Here is a 17568-nt window from a genome sequence, read left to right on the forward strand (position 1 = left end):
ATTGGAACCTCCACCTCCCCCCCTGGAGCCACTCAACCGCCCCGGCGTGGAGGACGCCGTAAATCCATCCCTGGAGGCTTCATGGCGCCATCCCTGGCGCCAAGACCTCCACACCGGGGCAGTTGACTGGCCCCCGAGGAGTTTTGGAGGTTCCTAGAGATAATAGGTACTTAACGGCAGGCTTTAGAGATACTAATCACCACCATTCTGATCTTCATCAGTCTCTTGTCGCTTCTTCAGTAGCAATTTTGGCAGATTACCGTCTTTTAGTGCGGTTGGACGGCCATTTTCATGGTTTCTCCAAGTGCTGCGCGAATCGCGTATTCCCAACACAACTTTGAGTTTCTCCTCTGGGCCAGAGGCATAGAGGTTAAGATCGTCGTGCGGGCGCCACTCCCACTCACAGCGGCCCTTTTCTGAGAAGCAGGTTTTATCACCAACCAACTCACCCTTATCCGCACCCTCTTCAACGTCAATGGCGATGCGCAAATCCTCTACACGAAATCTATCACCATTTTTATCTTCATAGTCGATATTAAGGCGGATCGGCACTTTAGCATCATCAATGAGTTCTCCGTCCTGATTAAAGATAAAGCGCTCAATTGCTTTGTCATCACTGTTTTCGCGGCCCACAGCATCCACAAAATCGAACTTTAGTTGGCCAGCACCACTGCCTTCTGCTAATTTATTAAACTTTAACGGGATCAGCGTAAAGTCATCATTCTTATCGCTGGAAGTAACATCCCAGGGATGCTGAATGTTCCCTACAACATTAAATTCTTTACCATGTATATCGTCAGAGATATCGCTATTTTTGGCAGAACGCCTTACCCTCGTTCTAACCTCAGCACCATCGATTATCTTGGGTGAATCTACTCTAAAGTATTCTTTCGGTAAACAATCATCGTCATCACCATTTGAACACTTCAGCTCGAAACTTACCGGTACTTTTTCTAATGCCTGCTCAAACTGAGTGATTACATTAAAAACCACTTCCAGGCCGGGGCGCGGCCCATCCGGATGCCACTCATCGATAATGGCCGCACGCCTTGGGTAGTATTGCAAAAGCTCTGCATAATGGGGTGGCTCGACTGTTACAGTCTTCTTCGCTGACCCTCTACCCCCTCTTTCCAAGCGAGCAGTTATTGTATCCTTGTCATTCTCTGGAAGGCAGCCAAGAAGATCATACGCTGCTGCAAATTTTATCTTGCCGTTATCTTCTTCTGTACGGTTTACCGAGGAGAAACGAGCTTTTGGGTCACTATCACCATTCTCATCATCACTCTCCTCCGCCGAACTCTGGCAATCGGAACTGAATGAGACTTGGTAAACACTTAAACCGTGGCCAGCCCCTGCATCTGTCAGGTCTTCACCGGGCTTGCGCAGATAGGCACTGACCCAGATGCTATCTTTAGGTCCGAGAACCTGCTCATCAACACAAACTTCACCAGAGATAAACACACCCTCATCAAAGCAGCCTAAATCGAGCGTCTCTTGCTCTTCGTCATTATCATGCTCATCATCGTCCGTGTCCCAGATGTCATCACATCCTGACAGTACTGCCACCACGAAAAGGACGATAAAAAAAATCCCGAGTACCTCTAAAAAAACTACTGGTAAGCCGCGAGTTAGCTTCACTGATAACACCTTTGCGCTTTGCGCAACACCAAGCCAGTCCTGCTACATGATCAGACTAGTTATTTTTAGGCCAATCCGTCGAAAAATAAAGAATGACGGAATTTTGTGTTATTCTTTAATCATACTCCATCAACCTGCACCGTCAAGTGCTACACGTTCATAAGTATCAGGAGTCCTTCTAAATGCGTTGCACCCGTCTTAAATTCATTGTCATTGGTAGCGCTTTAGCTATGAGCACTCCGGTCAGCAGCTTTCAAATTGTTCATGAAGTCTATATAGGTGTCGGAGCAATGCCTTGGAATTATGAAGGGGAACGTGACGAAACCTCGGCAACAGGGGGCCGCTTGATAGCCGGAACGTTACTTACCGATAGATTTGGTATAGAGGCCCATTTCGGTATGTATGGTGAAGATAAGGTAAGCTTACCTGCAAAAGTGAGGATAGAGCTTGATTCTCTGGATGGCGTTTTCTTGAGGCTTAACCAGCCCTTATTTGAATATTTTAATGTTTATACTCTAGCTGGGTTCTCGAGTGTGCAGATGATCGTCTCTCCCGAGGAGGCTGGCGCCGAAGAAGACGCCCCGACCGCTTCTGGATTTAGTTTAGGCGCAGGAGCAGAAATAAATCTCGGCGATCACTATGCGGTGGGTATTGATTATGTCCGCTATCTAGATGAGCCGGACTTCATGTTTCAGGCGGTAACTTCATCACTAAAATGGCGCTTCTGACTTTTGTGTTAAAATTAGACGAATATCCTCAACGAATTATGCCTGACAAACCATAAGCCATATTAATTAAATTCTTGCCTAACTGAGATATATGAACCTACTGCACCGTTCTGCCGAACATTTATCTGATTGCCATCGCCAATCTGATCTATTTCAACATTATGTGCAACTGCACCTACCTGTTCTAAGCTCGCCTTGTTATCATTGCCATACTGATTGACCGTAGCTCTATGCCCGCCGTTACCTGATTGAATTATCTCGCTCCAATTGTTGTTACCTTGCTGCACTAATGCTGCGTAATGCCCCTCGCCGCTTTGCTGAATGTAGGCGATATTATCCCGACCGTACTGCTCAATAGATACCCAGTGCTTTTCGCCAGTCTGTATTACACTTGCCCAGTTACCATCCATACTGCCGGGGGCTGGAGCATTGCTTGTACTATGATCAATATTACTGCCGATATACAACTCAGGGGCAGCTAGATCTCCTTCACCTATGCCCGAGAGTTCATAAGCCCAAACGGCTGCCGGGGCCAATAAGATCACCACTAACAACAGCACCAGGGTAATAGCGCCTGCCGATACACAAGGGCGCCTCGAAAAACTCCGCAGGCGCGGTTGGTTACCCCGCTGTTGAGGTCGGCACCCACAAGCTTGCTCAGAAAAGCCCAACAATAGGGCAATATTGTTGTCTTCATGCCAGGCACGCCTCACCTAACTTGCACCTCTTGCTGATAAGTCTCGCTAAGACGTAGCTCTTCCCCCTCCGGGGTAACTAATGTCAATTTAGCCTCGAAGCGCGCCTCCCCCTGTTGTCTCATGCTTACCGTTGAAAGAACGCGGTACGTAGAATCAAGTTGCTTCGATCCTCCCTGGCTAGTGCTGGACTCACCAGAAACACCGCTAGCAGATACCTTGATCCTGTACCTCACCTCAATCGGATCCTTCGCTCTGGCCTTAGGCTGAATGAGTAGGCCATAATCCTCGCTGCTTAGGAATTCTATTTTAGCCTCTATGGGATCGATATGGCTCATCTCCGCCGCAACCGTATTAGACAGTGCCTTACCAATTAAGGATGCGAATAGCATGATAGCTAGGGCGATTCTCTTATGAGCCTTGTTTTTAAGTAACGCGAAGGCTCTGATCCTGCTCATCTACGGTTAATCCCCATTTATGATCACAAAAACCCAGCTCCCCTAGCAGCTGTCTGAATGTAACAACCTTTACTACATATCTTCTACACTCCACCATCTTTATCCCTGACACCATGAAACCTGCCTCCTTGCAAGTTTCATGGCAAATACACAAACATTTATAAACTAGCTCTTGACTTGCTTCCCAAACCTGCTATCACTGCCGCTGCGTGAGGCTAGCTAGGTTTCCAGCACCATGCTGGGCTACTGTCATAAAACCATAGGAAGAATCGACAGTGGTCAAATGATCCGTATAACTGGCATCGTTGGAGGTTATTATAGCTGACATGCCATGGCTAGGATTACCGAGATCACCGGCATGAAACACTCCGTGAGAACCGTTGCCACCCTGAGTAATACTTATCATATCTCCTTCATAACCATCCAGATGGACCTCTGCATGCTTGTTAGCACCTAACTGCAAGATTTCCATGCCGCCATGTTCAGACCCTATAGTGGTAGTGTGATCAGTTTCTACACCGGCATTGGACTGAACTGAGCCCGTGACCATTTCTCCGTCGGCGAACAGATCAGCAAATGAACCCTTGCCTACCTGCTTCAGGAGATCAATACCAGCGCCATTGATCGTCGTAATATTAGCAACATGGCTGGAATTGCCATCTGCTGCCCTATCATCAGCAAGCTGCATTACAACAACTCTGCCTTTATCCGAGCTAACATGAGAGACGTTTTCATTCCCGTGCTGCTCTACGTAGATGTCTGCCCCTCTCCACGAGCCGCCGGTTCCAATTAAATCAACTAGATTATCATTGCCCAGCTGGAGAACATTCCCTTTAAATGAGAAGAGCTCCTCCGCAGTGCCTACATTAGCCTCATTGTTATTGCCAACCTGTTTGACATCTGCAGGATTGGCACTGTTTATATATAGGCGAGATATGTTGTCATCTCCCTCTTGAAAAATATTCACGATGTCATTGAAAGACCAGTGGGCACCAAGGAATGTTTGGTTTCCCGATCCAATCTGCTCTACTGTCACGTCGGCGTACTCCACGCCTGTGCTAGAGCCAACATCCAAATTCAGTTCTGCGCTATTATCTTGGCCATCCTGTCGAATTTCTCCACTGCCACCACGGCTAGCTATGATATCGGCGAAGTTACCAGAGCCGCTCTGCATGACATCCCAGGTGCTGTTTGAGTCGACTTCGATAGTGTTACCTTCACCGTGGGCGATGGTTGCTTGACCTCTAACTTCGGCCACTGCATCCCAACTCGAATCGTAGCCATCCTGGATAAGTTTGACAGTGCCACGCCATTGTTCAATGGTTGCTGTGGCGCCAGAGATATCTTTTTGGAGGATTGTGGCTACTGCGTTATTTGCACCCACTTGCTGAGTAATAGTTGCCTTAGAACCGTGTGCGTTTAACTGATCAACCGTAGCTGTCTGATCTTCCCCGTACTGATTGATAGTGGCTTCTTGAAGATCGCTATTCGCAAGAATCGATCCAGCTCCAAAGAGCAGAGCCGCGGTAACTGTTGAGATATATGTCTTCTTCATGCGCATGTCTATTTCTCCTTGCTGAGGTAGAGTCTTACCGCCTTACCAGCGAAAACCCGAGTTAACTCGCTCTGCCCTGTCTTGATCTGCACACCTTTGCCATGGAGGCCACGATTATGCGGCCCCCATGGCCATACGCAGCCTTAAATCAGTTTTGGGTCACGTTAGCTATGTGGCCGCTGCCCTGCCTGATTGACAGAAATATTGCCGAATGCACCACCATTTTGGTCGATGTTTACCTCATGCGCACTGCCATCCTGGTGAACGTTAATAAAGCCGTATCCAGTCTCAAATGTGGTTGTGTGGAAAGTATCTTCACCTTTGTTGGATGAAATAGTACCCGCCACCCCATCTGACACGGTCAAATCGGCACTGGAACCAACACCATCTTGTAGAAGATGGACTTCTGCATCAGCGTCATGGACAGCGAGTACCGCACTATGATTGTTCCAAAAACCTTGAACTGCACTTGCGTCAGTAGAATCGGTCTGAGTAATGCTAACTATGCTGTTATCTCCAATCTGATGGAGTTCTGCAAAGGAAGCACTTACCCCACGCTGATCAATATTAGCTTCAGCGTTATTCGCATGTTGAGTGATAGAGGCATCGTTTTCACCACGCATCTGGGATATGGCTGCCGTATTACCATTCCCCACTTGGTCTATATCGGCTGTGCTGATACCGGTGCCGCCTTGTTGTCTGATATCGGCTGAGTTTTCAGTCCCATCTTGAGCAATTGATGCGTTATTATTATTACCCCAGTACGCATCTCCAGCCTCATTGGCCCCATCAAAACCTTGTTGGGGGGCACCAATGCTTGCTGTATTTTGACTTCCTTCTTGGATAATAGTCGCAAACTGTCCACCTTGCTGAACAATGCTAGCTGTGTGTCCCTCTCCGGTTTGGTCGATGGTGGCTTCACCACCAAATGTGCCGTGGTCATTATCCAGTGTTCTCTGTTCAATAGTGGCGACCAGTCCGCTTCCTGCTTGATCTACCGTGGCCTCGTGGCCACCATCCCCTCTTGGGTAACATCGATTTGATTAGCTACGCCACTATCAGCCATGATCGCGCCGGCACCGAACAGCAGAGCCGCGGTAACTGTTGAAATATAAGTCGTTTTCATGCGCATGTCTGTTAACCTCTAGTGTCAGTTCATGAATTGAGGCACTCATCAAGCTAGGCCCCACCAACGAGCCGCCATCAACACCCCCTTTTGCGTGATTTCCCACGGGTAGCGTGCAGTTACAAGTTATGCGCTTCGGGGGAAAAACTAAATCAGGAAGAGTTCGTAAATTGCAGTAAGATTTTAGGTTAGAGCCCATGTACAAGTTCTGAGGCAACACATAACAGCACTAATACTAAGGCGTGAGGCAGCATGCCGCACACATTTGCATAAAAAAACTCCCCAGGATCCATTTAGCTAACTCGGTGTAGAGGCCTGCCACCAGGGATGGCACCAGAAGCCTCCAGAGATAGATTCACAGCGCCCTGCAAAACTTGGTAGCTAAATGGCTTTGAGGAGTTTTGGAGACTCCGTTTTTGCTCAAGCTATCCGCAGCACCTCGAAAAACTGCTGCCAGCTCTCTGAGCCATCATCGACGAACAGTCCGCCAATCGCCCAATAGCCATCAGTGGCACGGCTGTAGTGGGCAACTCGCAAGGGCAGGATATGCTCTTTTAACGGCTCATCAGTGATTCGTCGATCCTCTATCAGCATGCGTACCTTAAAGCACTGCTCATTTTCCGGCGGCACCGGACTCTTCAGGCGTACCCCCAGACGGCTAATATCCTCGACAATACACTGTCGCCAATCACCGTTGAGGGCTAAGATCTCTAACCCCAGCACCCGCCGTGGGGCATTAGTAGTGCTCAGCGTTACCGCATAGCGCGGGGCACGACGCCGGGTCGCCTCCACGCTCTCCTGCCATCCCCCATCAACCACGGAATTCCGTCCCGACAGCTTGCCAAGATAGAGGCGTCTATCAGCGATCTCGAGCAATTGGCCAATATCCTGGGCATCGTGCGGCACAGCTGCTACACCGACGGTTATAGTCACCATTAGCCTCTGCTCTTCGGGACCTGCCAAGATCGGCTCATCAGCCACAGCCCGGCGCACCTTATCGGCCGCAATAGCGGCATCAGTCGATGAAGTGTTGGGCAGCAGGACTATAAACTCCTCACCGCCATAGCGGCCAACCGTATCACTATCACGCAATGCGCTGCGGATACGTGTTGCGACTATGCGCAGAACCTCATCACCGATACAGTGGCCGTAGGAGTCGTTTACCTCTTTAAAATGATCAACATCAAGGATCAGGGTCGAGAACTCAGTGCCGTAGCGCTGCTGCGTGCGTAAATGCTCTTCAATCTGTTCTTTGACATAGATCCTATTGTAGAGCCCCGTTAAGCCATCACACAGCGACCCATAACGATACCCCTCGAGCACCTGCGCGCGGCTCAGAGCATGCCCCATATCCCTGGCCATCTCGGCAAAGAATGGCAACTCATGGTTGGCGAAACCGAGGCCCTGTGTCCGATGAAAGATGACGACGCCGATCACCTCGCCATCCAGTCCGAGCATGCGCTCAGCCAGGACCGTAGTCTGCGGCGGGATAGACTCAGCGGCCACATCATCCGGCCAGTCTTGGTCATGCTCAATGATCCACTGCCTTTCACTGAGTACCGCCCGGCCAGCGATACCCTGGCCCCAGGCAAGGCTATGACTGGGTGGATACCAGCTCGTAAGATCAGGATCAACATGCAGCAGTTCGACGCTCTGTTGCGGCCGATCTATAGCATATATTGCCAGACCGTCTAGCTCGAGCAGGTCGCTGATCAATCTGTTGCCAGCCCTGACCACATCAGAGGTGTCGAGCGTGGTATTGAGCTGGCGGTTAAGAATAAATAGAACATAAACTTGGCTTAACTGATAACGCAAGTTCCCAGGAACATGGGCAATAGCTGCTGCATATCCATCTTCTTTTAGGGCATTAAGTGTCATCGTTCCCCCCTCATCAGCCCCCTACCTCCCGATGGTAAATTCGGTCTCTCTGCCTGTCATTGGATCACGAGTTATGATCTGCAACTGACCATCCTCGCGCTCTTGAATATCTATCTCAAAGTCGCCAGCCTGGATAGGCTCATCGAGCGGCTGCAAGCGCCCATCCTCATCAAGGATACCGATATTTCGTCGAACCCCAGTGGTTATCTGGTGCATAATGGAGCGCTGCAACTGGTCCTCAAAGCGTTCCTGCTGCGAGCGAATCTGGCGCCGGGCAGCCTCTTGTGGGCTGCGCGTTGTGTCCTGGGCCTGCGCTTGATTTAGATGCTGCATTTGAACGCTGGCGTTTGCGCTATTAGGCCGGTAACGCAACTCTGCCACCAGGCTACTACTCCATGCTGTAAACAGCACCGAGATTCCGGTTAAATATAGCCCACCCCAAACTAATCGCATCCTGTTCCCCCCCAGTTTTGCTTAGCCACCCTGCCCAAGCCGCTGTCTATGTTGCACAAGGTAGGCTTCAATTATCGGATGATCAAGATCTTCAGAATTAGCCAACCGCCAGTGGTTATCCACCAGGCCGCGCACGATCAGATGTATTACCGCAGCACTTATTGCATCGCTGGTAGCCAGCAATCGCGGTTCATTGAGGGTATAGCCACCTTCAGCATCGAGCAGGCGCTGGTGCCGAACGAATCTGAACAGCCCACCGGATACCTTATAAGAGTAGATGGTCTTGGTGGTTGTAACGCTAACTAGCACCATACCATTCTCAACATTCACCGCTCGCAGATTAACCGTTACCTGGTCAATCTGATACTCCTCACTTGCCCCCAGACCGAAGTAGCGCGCCGCTACCCCGCCAGTTGTTAAAGCTCGGTCGTAACCAACTATACCGCCCTCGAACAGAACCCGCGCTTCCTGCAATGCAGCCACATTATCACGCAGTTGCCGAGCCACCCGACGCTCAGTCAACAGATCTTGCAAACCCTCGCGCTCTATTGGTTGAAACCACCCCGACTCCAACAGGGCCTCGGTCAGGATAGCCCCGCCTCCCTGAGTAACCGCGGTAGACAGGTTGCTATGCGGCTGTTCACGGTACTGTCCTGTCATATCGCGAAACCCATATACTGCCGCAGGAATACGTCCTGCTGGCGATGGCAACTCAAGCAAATCGCCAAAGGTTTGGGTGTTCATACCTAGTTGTGGACCTTCAACATCATCCCACTCCGGGGTTGCGTCAAAGCCCAAATAAGTACAACCAGACAACGCCACAAGCACCCATCCCACAATAAACACTATAACGAGCGACTGCCTTTTCGCCTCTACTTTTAAAGCACCCTGAGACGCTCTACTTAGCGGCATCATCGGGAAAGCGCGTAAAATGGTGCTGCTTATCTCGGTCTAATTGCTGCATGTGTCTATTCGGATCCTGCTGACTAAGCTGATAGGAAAACCAGGCGTTAGCTACGCCGCCCCCGCCCAAGACAAGTAATGCTCCAAAAAAAGCACCGCACCGTCAGATCTTTTAACTTTTATGGCGGATTTCATAGCTCCTCCCCAGCTAAATCAGGATCATAGCCGCCCATAAATCTTTGAGCTACGCGCTGAGCAACTCGATCCGTCACTGGTGATATAGCTGCCTCAGCTACTTTTTCGGGTGATGGCTTATGTGGGCGTACATGCGCTGAAAACATCACTTGGCGTTCGTATACTACTCTGATCAGAGTGCCTTGATTAAAGGCCGGTTGCTCCTCAATTGTCAGCACTCCGCGGATGTCATACACCCCATGAGCACTCCACAACGAGCTGAACTCCCTGTAGAAACGATCACCAAGATGGGTAGTAGTCCGCCGTATCACAACATTACTTAGAGCATCTGCAAGGCCCTCTTGGACTCGCTCCAAGGGAGCCAAGCTCTCTAATGGCTTCTGCTCTGACTCAAACCCCTGAGCAGGCGTGATTACGACGGCTACGCATAAACCTAGCCCTGTGGTTATACACCTGCGCCAAACTACAACGGATGCCGTCCGGAGCGCATTTAAAAACTTCCCCCAGGGTCTCTCTAAAAACTCCGCCGTTGAGCCTAGCTGCCTTGGTATGGAGGGCTCTGTAAATCCATCACCGGAGGCTTCATGGCGCCATCCTTGACGCCAACACCTCCACGCCAAGGCAGCTAGGCTCAACGGCGGAGTTTTTAGAGAAGTCCTCCAAGACGGCCTAACTGATGCGTCATACAAGACAACATTAGTAGTCTTTGAAGACATTTTGGCGAGCCCACATAGCCGCTTCGACCCGATTGCTTACTCCGAGTTTGCGGTAAAGATTATAGATATGCGTTTTAACCGTATGCTTGCTTACGTAAAGCTTAGTAGCGATAGCTTCATTACTTGCGCCTTCACCGAGAGCCTTGAGCACAGCAAGTTCTTTCTCGGTAAGTAAATCAACTTGTTGACTTTCAAAAGGCCTGCTGTACTGCTTGCGGGTTCTATCGAGATAGCGATGCAGTGCTACGCGAGGGAACCAGTACTCGCCACTCAGCATCGCATCTATCCCTCGTATAAGTTGCTCTGGGGAAGCATCTTCGCGAAATATCCCAACTAAACCATCTATGCGCAGATAGGGCTCTACATTCATGCCTAGTGGAATGTTGATCAATGCCGAAAAAACTTTTTGCTGTGCCAGCGCAGACAGGCCCTGCACAAAATATAAGCTTTCTAACTCAAATCCAGTAGAGCATGTATCGACAAGCAACAGAGCTGGCGCATTTTTGCGCACGTATGCCTCTAATTTTTCAATAGTAATAGAATTGCAGTTACAGGCCAGCGACGAATTGATATGCTCAGCAAGTAACAGATTGTGTAGGCCTTCCTGACCAACTAGGTAGACTAAGGGCTTTTGACTCACATCACTTTCTCCAACCCCACCAAAAACGTAACCATGATGTTTGCTGCCTCTCTCCTGGTCCAGTAGCGCAAAAACTGCCCCCCCCGCTTCTACCCGCATGGCTTCATCCTCCAGGATCAACAGTTTAGATCGAAATTTGCCGTCTACACAGGTCAAACTAACCACCTGGTAAGTATAGTTCAAATGCCACACAAAAAACACAACATATTAGTTTCAAAAAAATGCCTTACACCACCCCCAAAAGAGGCGCCTAATAATTTTAGGTGAGACTATTAGCCGCGCCTCTCATACTTTTTTCTAAGTTTTTTGGTCTCTCTTCTTTGGAGTGCACGCCCACCACCTGAGTGCCTCCTAAGGTACTGCTAAACCCCGTTTGAGGTTACCTGTTGCAATCCTTGCATATCTATGCAATAGTTATTATATTAGCACATATGCATACACCATTGCTCGCACTAGTTACGGAGGCAACTATGGCTACTGAGAACACAGCTAGCAGACCCGAAGGCTTCACCACAAACTGGGAATACTCGCCCAGCGTATCCAGCTTATTCGGCACGTTTATGGGGGTAGCCGTATTCGGCTGGCTGGTAAGCGTATTCCTGAGCGTAATCCACTTCTGGGCCCTGCCTCAGATACCAGAAGGAGCCGAGGTGGCGGGTAGCCTCAAGGTTATCATGAGTGACTGGGGATATGTGCTGGGAGTTCCCTTGGCCACCCTCGGTGCGCTCTACTACTTGGCTACAATAGCCTTAGCGGCTTGGTGGTTCGATACGCGCCACCCGCTGATAATCAAGATACTCACCCCGATAACTGCTACCGGGGTAATCGCCTCAGCCTACTTCGTCTGGCTGCAGTTAGTACCGATCGGCGAGATCTGCCCATTCTGCATGATTTCCGCTGCTGCGACTGTTGTGCTCTTTGCGCTGGAGCTGATGATCCTCCGCGCCAGCGATGCACCCAGCGCCAAGGAGCTATGGCAAGATGCGGGCAACCTCTGGCAACAAAGTGCCATGAAGTGGCCGATGCTGCTGCTCAGCGTCGGGGGATTAACCCTGTTGGTGGTATGGGCGGCGACTTTCGCACCTGTACCTGGCACCTGAGATGGCCGCCACCCTGCCGCGTGAGCAGTTCCCTGCTCTCGCGGTTGTTTTTTCAACGCCAGGGATGGAAACTTCTATAAACTTCCCCGGCGCCATCTTCTGTCCCGGCGTGGAGGACGCCGTGAATCCAACTCTGGAGGCTTCATGGCGCCATCCCCAGGCGCCATGAGCTCCACAGAAGATGGCGCCGGGGAAGCTTTAGAGGCGCCCTAAAGAGCTACAACGGCGCCTGCGATAAAAAGCAGCGGAGCTTAAAAGTTTTTTACAATCTTCTATTAAGCCAGGTTAGTAAAGGGAACCGCTAAAGGCTGCTTAGACCGAATATTAAGCTCCCAAAACAATAGATTTTGATTGACAGCTCACGCTCTGACCAAGTATATTTTAGGTCGGGGTATGCGGATTATCAAATAGACTAGCCAGCTCTATTTTTAAAGGCACTGCCGTTGTGCCAAATTGTATTCCCGGTTAGGTTATTGGCACCACGGAGAGCGACTAAAACATATTGCAGCATTCCATGGGGAACTCCTAAAACTCCCCACTGAGCCTAGAACTGCCCCGGTGTGTAAATCTTTTGACGCCAGAGATGCTGCCACGAAGCCTCCAGGGATGGGCTCACGGCGTCCTCCACACCGGAGCAGCCAGTCTTAGTGGGGAGTTTTTAGAAGCTCCTCATGGCAGCGGGGGGAGATAGCATGGAGCTCCATTACTCGACATTGGGGCTCGTCCTCTGGACAGTCAGCATAATTGCCACCGCCGTACTGGTAATTGTCTGGCGTATTAATCGCAATGAGCGGGGACCGGCACTGTGGGCCGCCAGCTGCTTATTTATGGCGTTTAGCTTCATTCCGCTATGGTTCAAAGAGGACCTAGTAAGTGGACTGCTGCTAGTCAACAACATCGCGAGTGCCTTGGCAGTATTGCTGCTTCTCGAAGGCGTTTTACGCTTTAAGGGACTAGGAAACGAACATCGCAGGCTACCCTGGCATGGGGCGTACATGGCAGTTCTGGCTAGCCTTATCTATCTTGCTATCGCCATTGAAAACCACCAACTGCGCTACCTAATATTAGATGCCAATATAGCCGCTATACTCATCCTCACCGCCTTCTTTCTAGCCTGGCGCAGCACGGGGCTAGAACGACTACTGTACAGTTGCACAGCCGCGGCATTTGTATTCCTGGCAGCTGCGGTATTATACCGCTGGGGGCAAGCAGCTACCGGCGTCATCACACCGGATGATCGGGTCAACGAGGCTAGCCAATTAATCATCTTCGCCAGCATACCCTGGATGCTGGCCTGGACGTACGGCCTGACCATAGCTGCCAACCTGCGCGCACAACGCACCATAGAACATATGGCGCAGCACGACCCGCTGACTGGGCTAGCAAACCGGCGTTTTTTGAGCGCAACCATGGAACGGATGACGCTGCGTTGTAAACGCAGCGCCGAGGCACAGCAACATGGCTTTGGGGTGGTCGCCCTCGATGTGAATGGCTTCAAAGAGATTAACGATAAATACGGTCACGCATTTGGTGACACGGCCCTGACCACGCTGGCACAGTTGCTAGTCAACGCCCTGCGCCCCGAGGATGAGGTCGTGCGCCTAGGTGGAGATGAGTTTATTCTCCTGCTCCGCGGGGTATCCGACCGGGCGGATCTGGATAGGCTCTGTGGACGAGTTCTGGAGGTATTGGCAACACCGACACCCATCAAGGGCTGTATGGCCAGATTTTCGGTCAGCATGGGCAGTTCACTCTGCCCGCATGACGGCACCAATGCCGAGCAACTAATAGCGCTAGCCGACCAGCGCATGTACGCCAGCAAGACGGATAAACAAGCCGACTCTGCAGTTTGGTCGGCGGTACCCACAGAGTGCTGACTGCAGCATGTCCTGTTGGAAGGCTGTCATAGCAGGAGTATGACGGAAGTTCCGCATGACGGCGCCAAGCTCTACTCAGTTAAAGCGCCGCAGCACTTCGACTAGCTCCTTAATCTCGAGCGGCTTGTGCAAGTAGTCATCTACATCAAGACTCTCTTCTGCGTTTGGCCTATCCCCAGGGGCATACCCAGAGAGGATGATTAGTGGTGTACGGGTCAAGCAGTTTGCCTGCTCATGTTCGCGCACGGCAGACACTAGATCTTTGCCGCTTAGCCTGGGCAGTGCCAGGTCGGTAAACACAATATCGAATTCGGCATCCTGCCAGACGCTCAGCGCCTGCTCGCCGTTAAATGCCCCAGTCACCTCGGCACCTAGCTGCTCGAGCAATGTTCTGAATAGCATAGCGCTAACTGGTTCATCTTCAACTATAAGAACTTTGAGTCCCGCGCCCGGGTACACTACGCTGTACTCATTAGCTGCTATCTGAGCAGAGCCGCAATCACTAAAGACCGGTTCATTGGCCTTTTGTCGACTTACATTAGCGACACTATCTGCATCCTCACCATGATATGCCGTATAACCGGATGAGTATGTAAAAGGCACCTTAAAGTAGAAAGTCGACCCCTCTCCGGGGAGACTATTCAGCCACAGACTACCTCCCATCTGTTTGAGCAGCTCACGGCTTATTGAAAGACCGAGACCAAACCCACGATTTCCTGCGCCAGCGCTAGCCGCAAGATCACCGGGTTTTTCTTGCTCAAAGGCATCGAGAATTGCCTGTTGGCGTTGCGGAGCTATCCCAGCGCCGGTATCCCTAACCGCAAAGCGCAAAACCTGCGGCTCAGACTGGGTTACTTCTACCTGCACTGAGCCTTGATCAGTAAATTTAATAGCGTTAATGACTAAATTGGCTAGAACCTGACCTAAGCGCAGGCGATCTACCTCTACCCTCTCAGGAACACCGGCATCAATATGATGGCTCAACTCCAAGTCTTTCTCTTTCGCTTGCACACCGAAAAGCTGCATCTGCTCGTCCAAAAAGTAGTGCAAACTTAACGATTCGTAGTTGAGTTCGACGTAGCCGGCCTCTGAGCGGGCCATGAGCAGCAAGGTGTCAAGCAGGCCAAGGGATTGCATTGCGGCACTGCGACAGAGTTGTAGCTGATGCACTTGCCATGGAGTGAGGGGCGTCGCCAATAGCGACTCCATAACGCCAAGCATCGCACTTAGCGGTGTACGCATATCGTGGCTAATGGCATGCAGATAAAAGGTCTTCGACTTAAGGGCTTGCTGCAACTGCTGTTGCAGGGCCATAAAGGGTGAGACATCTCGAGCAGTTCCGACGCTACGAGCTACTTCGCCTTGCTCGTTGTAGATAGGCATGCACCGCGCATGAAGCCAGCACTGCTCATTGGTATCAGGTCTTATGAAGCGAAAAACCTCATCAAAGTACGCCCCGCCCCCAGCGCTATCATTGACCTTGGCCGCTATTGCCTCCCGGTCATCTGGGTGAATATGATCTATGAAGCCGTCAGGGTTGGCATAAGCGCTTTCCCGCGTCAGGCCGGTTTGACGTTCAAACGCCGGATTGAGATAGAGCATCTTATCCGCGGTTCGAACCCAAAATATCTCATCGATATTCTCGGCCATTTCCCGAAACCGTTTCTCGCTATCACGCAAAGCTTGCTCGGCCTGGCGACGCTCGGTCGTATCAATCCCAACCGCCTGGAAATAGATTAGCTCTGCGTTCTCATCGAAGTAGGCCTTATTGGTCCAGTGGATCCAGCGCATCTCACCGTCAGCACGCTGCTGAGCAAGCTCTACTGAGTGGACTGGCTCCTGAGGCGTGAACCGAGCAAGGTAGCAACGGGCGACTTCGCGCTCCTGAGCCGGAATCATTGCCATCCAGCGCCGCCCTATCATCTGCTCAGGGGCGCAGCCAAAGAAGTCGGCTTGCGCCTGGTTAACGAATAGAATCGTGGTGTCAGGTCGATACCGGCCTATTAAGTGAGGGTGATTCTCCACCAACTCACGATGCTCGCGCTCAAGACGTTTACGCTCTGAGATATCGTGAAAGGATACCACTGCACCGCTGATGCGACGGTGTTCATCAAACAGCGCTGCGGCATGTATCGTCACCTCCAAAATGCCGCCATCTCGGCGCACAAAGTAATCTTCCTCAGCCTGAGAGGGCTCTCCGGTACGCAAGGCATGCAAGGTTGGGCATGTTTTAGGGCCACTAGTAAAATTCGCATGACACGCCCTGCCATGAATAAGGTCGTGGCTATACTTGCCTAACAGGTCATCTGGTCGCTCATAGCCCATCAGATTACAAGCGGCTGGATTGAGGTAAGTGAAGTTGCCCTGCACATCCACGCAAAATACACCTTCAGGCAAACTATCGATAACCTGACTGGATAAGCAGGCTGTACCACATAGCCCCCCATAGCTGTCCGAATGCGCCATCTTGCCCCCCTGCAGATGCTAATCAAGATTTTTTAGTAGTGCCTTTTCGATGATACTTGTACCCACTGGTGCTATTATCGAAAACATATCGGCTGGGCCATATAGTCTTTGGCTCTACTCCGATCGCCGACGCGATCAGACGCTCGCCCTTCGGCCAGGGCCGGGTCAGTGCCGTAGCGAGTGTGGTAGGTGAAGAGTAACCGTGGTGGGTAGCTAGGCTGCGCAGACTCCACCCGGATTTACGCAGTGCCGCGACTATGTCAGCACGATGCCAGTCCTGCGGTAGTTTTTGGTTTTTCTTTTCATACATGTGATACTGCTCTTACTTAACAAGCTATCATATTGGGAACAATAAGGATGTATCTGCTCTTCTCCCCTACATCATATATGAGATAAGACAGGAGTGCCAAAATAACATCAACTAAACCATAAATGTATATGGACAAAAATCAAAGCAGCGCACCCAAAACCCTCAAAACCGCTACCGCTAACGGTTATATCAGGTGCGGCATAGGAGCGCGGACAGATAAGGTAGATGAAGGTGTTATACCGTCACTTTGCCGCGCGTCTGGAATTACACTGCAGGGAGGAATTCAATAACTTTATCGATTTGGTTATATAATGAAACAGAGCCCCTGCCCCCACCCTGAGCCGCTTAGTTGCCTCGGCGTGGAGGTCTTGGTGCCCCATGGGATGGCACCATAAAACCTTCAGGTATGGACTCGCGGCGCCCTCTAAACCGTTACAACGAAGCGACTCAGGTGGGAGGCGAGAGACACCCCCCCCTGCCCTCAATTCTCTCTTTGCCGGCGCCCCCCCTATAGCTGGTCAATCTTCGCGGCCAAGATAAAGTCGTTCTCGTGAAGCCCACCTATTTTGTGAGTGTGAACCCAGATCTCGGCGTATCCATAGCCAAGGACTATATCAGGATGATGGTCTTGCCCTTCGGCGGTTTCAGCAACTCGGTTCACAAAGGATACGGCAGCCATAAAATCGCGAAATTTGAAGTTGCGGAAAATACGCTTACCTGCTTCATCAATGGACCAGCCGGGCAACTCCTGGAGCATTTCATTAGCCTGGGAATAATCCATGGGTAAATCGCCACCCTGACATGGAACGCAGTTCCTCGTGGCAAGATTC

Annotated in this window: 17 protein-coding genes; 3 read left to right on the forward strand and 14 right to left on the reverse strand. The window is 50.9% G+C overall.

All coding sequences use genetic code 11. The features are described 5' to 3' along the window. Positions 1-192 precede the first annotated feature (192 nt). Positions 193-1638 (reverse strand): hypothetical protein, encoded by a 1446-nt coding sequence (locus tag HH1059_RS07770; protein ID WP_096409646.1) that lies wholly within the window; start codon positions 1636-1638, stop codon positions 193-195. A 182-nt stretch (positions 1639-1820) separates the two neighbouring features. Between HH1059_RS07770 and HH1059_RS07775 the strand changes: the two genes are divergently transcribed. Next, the gene (locus tag HH1059_RS07775) at positions 1821-2366 is read left to right on the forward strand and encodes a porin family protein (protein WP_096409647.1); all 546 of its coding nucleotides are present in this window, start codon (positions 1821-1823) and stop codon (positions 2364-2366) included. A gap of 62 nt (positions 2367-2428) precedes the next feature. Here the strand turns inward: HH1059_RS07775 and HH1059_RS07780 are convergent, their stop codons facing one another. The 10 genes from HH1059_RS07780 to HH1059_RS07820 form a co-directional block, all read right to left on the reverse strand. Beyond that, entirely contained in the window at positions 2429-2902 is a 474-nt protein-coding gene (locus HH1059_RS07780) for a hypothetical protein (RefSeq protein ID WP_162549440.1), read from the reverse strand. 173 nt (positions 2903-3075) lie between these two features. After that, positions 3076-3519: a curli-like amyloid fiber formation chaperone CsgH gene (gene csgH / locus HH1059_RS07785; protein ID WP_096409649.1), complete on the reverse strand. Its 444-nt coding sequence runs from the start codon at positions 3517-3519 to the stop codon at positions 3076-3078. A gap of 196 nt (positions 3520-3715) precedes the next feature. Further along, positions 3716-5080, reverse strand: a complete 1365-nt coding sequence (locus HH1059_RS07790; RefSeq protein ID WP_096409650.1) for a hypothetical protein — start codon at positions 5078-5080, stop codon at positions 3716-3718. A gap of 158 nt (positions 5081-5238) precedes the next feature. Then, the gene (locus HH1059_RS14020) at positions 5239-6051 is read right to left on the reverse strand and encodes a hypothetical protein (RefSeq protein ID WP_096409651.1); all 813 of its coding nucleotides are present in this window, start codon (positions 6049-6051) and stop codon (positions 5239-5241) included. Between the two features lie 17 nt (positions 6052-6068). Then, entirely contained in the window at positions 6069-6200 is a 132-nt protein-coding gene (locus HH1059_RS13960) for a hypothetical protein (protein WP_275951826.1), read from the reverse strand. A gap of 420 nt (positions 6201-6620) precedes the next feature. Then, positions 6621-8078, reverse strand: a complete 1458-nt coding sequence (locus HH1059_RS07800) for a GGDEF domain-containing protein (RefSeq protein ID WP_096409652.1) — start codon at positions 8076-8078, stop codon at positions 6621-6623. 21 nt (positions 8079-8099) lie between these two features. Continuing rightward, on the reverse strand, positions 8100-8531 hold the full coding sequence (locus HH1059_RS07805; protein ID WP_096409653.1) for a curli assembly protein CsgF: 432 nt from the start codon (positions 8529-8531) through the stop codon (positions 8100-8102). A 21-nt stretch (positions 8532-8552) separates the two neighbouring features. Then, the gene (locus HH1059_RS07810) at positions 8553-9329 is read right to left on the reverse strand and encodes a CsgG/HfaB family protein (protein WP_197710720.1); all 777 of its coding nucleotides are present in this window, start codon (positions 9327-9329) and stop codon (positions 8553-8555) included. 296 nt (positions 9330-9625) lie between these two features. Next, positions 9626-9985 (reverse strand): CsgE family curli-type amyloid fiber assembly protein, encoded by a 360-nt coding sequence (locus tag HH1059_RS13350; RefSeq protein WP_162549443.1) that lies wholly within the window; start codon positions 9983-9985, stop codon positions 9626-9628. 340 nt (positions 9986-10325) lie between these two features. Then, a complete protein-coding gene (locus tag HH1059_RS07820; RefSeq protein WP_162549444.1) occupies positions 10326-11084 on the reverse strand; it encodes a helix-turn-helix transcriptional regulator in 759 nt (252 codons plus the stop codon). A gap of 371 nt (positions 11085-11455) precedes the next feature. Here HH1059_RS07820 and HH1059_RS07825 point away from each other — a divergent pair, with 371 nt between their 5' ends. Both HH1059_RS07825 and HH1059_RS07830 read left to right on the forward strand, forming a co-directional pair. Beyond that, on the forward strand, positions 11456-12085 hold the full coding sequence (locus HH1059_RS07825; RefSeq protein WP_096409656.1) for a vitamin K epoxide reductase family protein: 630 nt from the start codon (positions 11456-11458) through the stop codon (positions 12083-12085). A 692-nt stretch (positions 12086-12777) separates the two neighbouring features. Beyond that, positions 12778-13962, forward strand: a complete 1185-nt coding sequence (locus tag HH1059_RS07830; protein ID WP_162549446.1) for a GGDEF domain-containing protein — start codon at positions 12778-12780, stop codon at positions 13960-13962. Positions 13963-14037: 75 nt separating this feature from the next. On the opposite strand, the gene HH1059_RS07835 is transcribed toward HH1059_RS07830, so the two are convergent. The 3 genes from HH1059_RS07835 to HH1059_RS07845 all read right to left on the reverse strand — a co-directional run bounded on the left by HH1059_RS07835 (position 14038) and on the right by HH1059_RS07845 (position 17519). Then, positions 14038-16428 (reverse strand): PAS domain-containing sensor histidine kinase, encoded by a 2391-nt coding sequence (locus HH1059_RS07835; protein WP_096409658.1) that lies wholly within the window; start codon positions 16426-16428, stop codon positions 14038-14040. A gap of 22 nt (positions 16429-16450) precedes the next feature. Next, positions 16451-16738 (reverse strand): helix-turn-helix domain-containing protein, encoded by a 288-nt coding sequence (locus HH1059_RS07840; RefSeq protein WP_096409659.1) that lies wholly within the window; start codon positions 16736-16738, stop codon positions 16451-16453. A gap of 508 nt (positions 16739-17246) precedes the next feature. Then, positions 17247-17519 (reverse strand): 4a-hydroxytetrahydrobiopterin dehydratase, encoded by a 273-nt coding sequence (locus HH1059_RS07845; RefSeq protein ID WP_231901907.1) that lies wholly within the window; start codon positions 17517-17519, stop codon positions 17247-17249. Between the last annotated feature and the right edge of the window lie 49 nt (positions 17520-17568).

The organism is Halorhodospira halochloris, from assembly GCF_002356555.2.
Taxonomy (GTDB): Bacteria; Pseudomonadota; Gammaproteobacteria; order Nitrococcales; family Halorhodospiraceae; genus Halorhodospira; species Halorhodospira halochloris.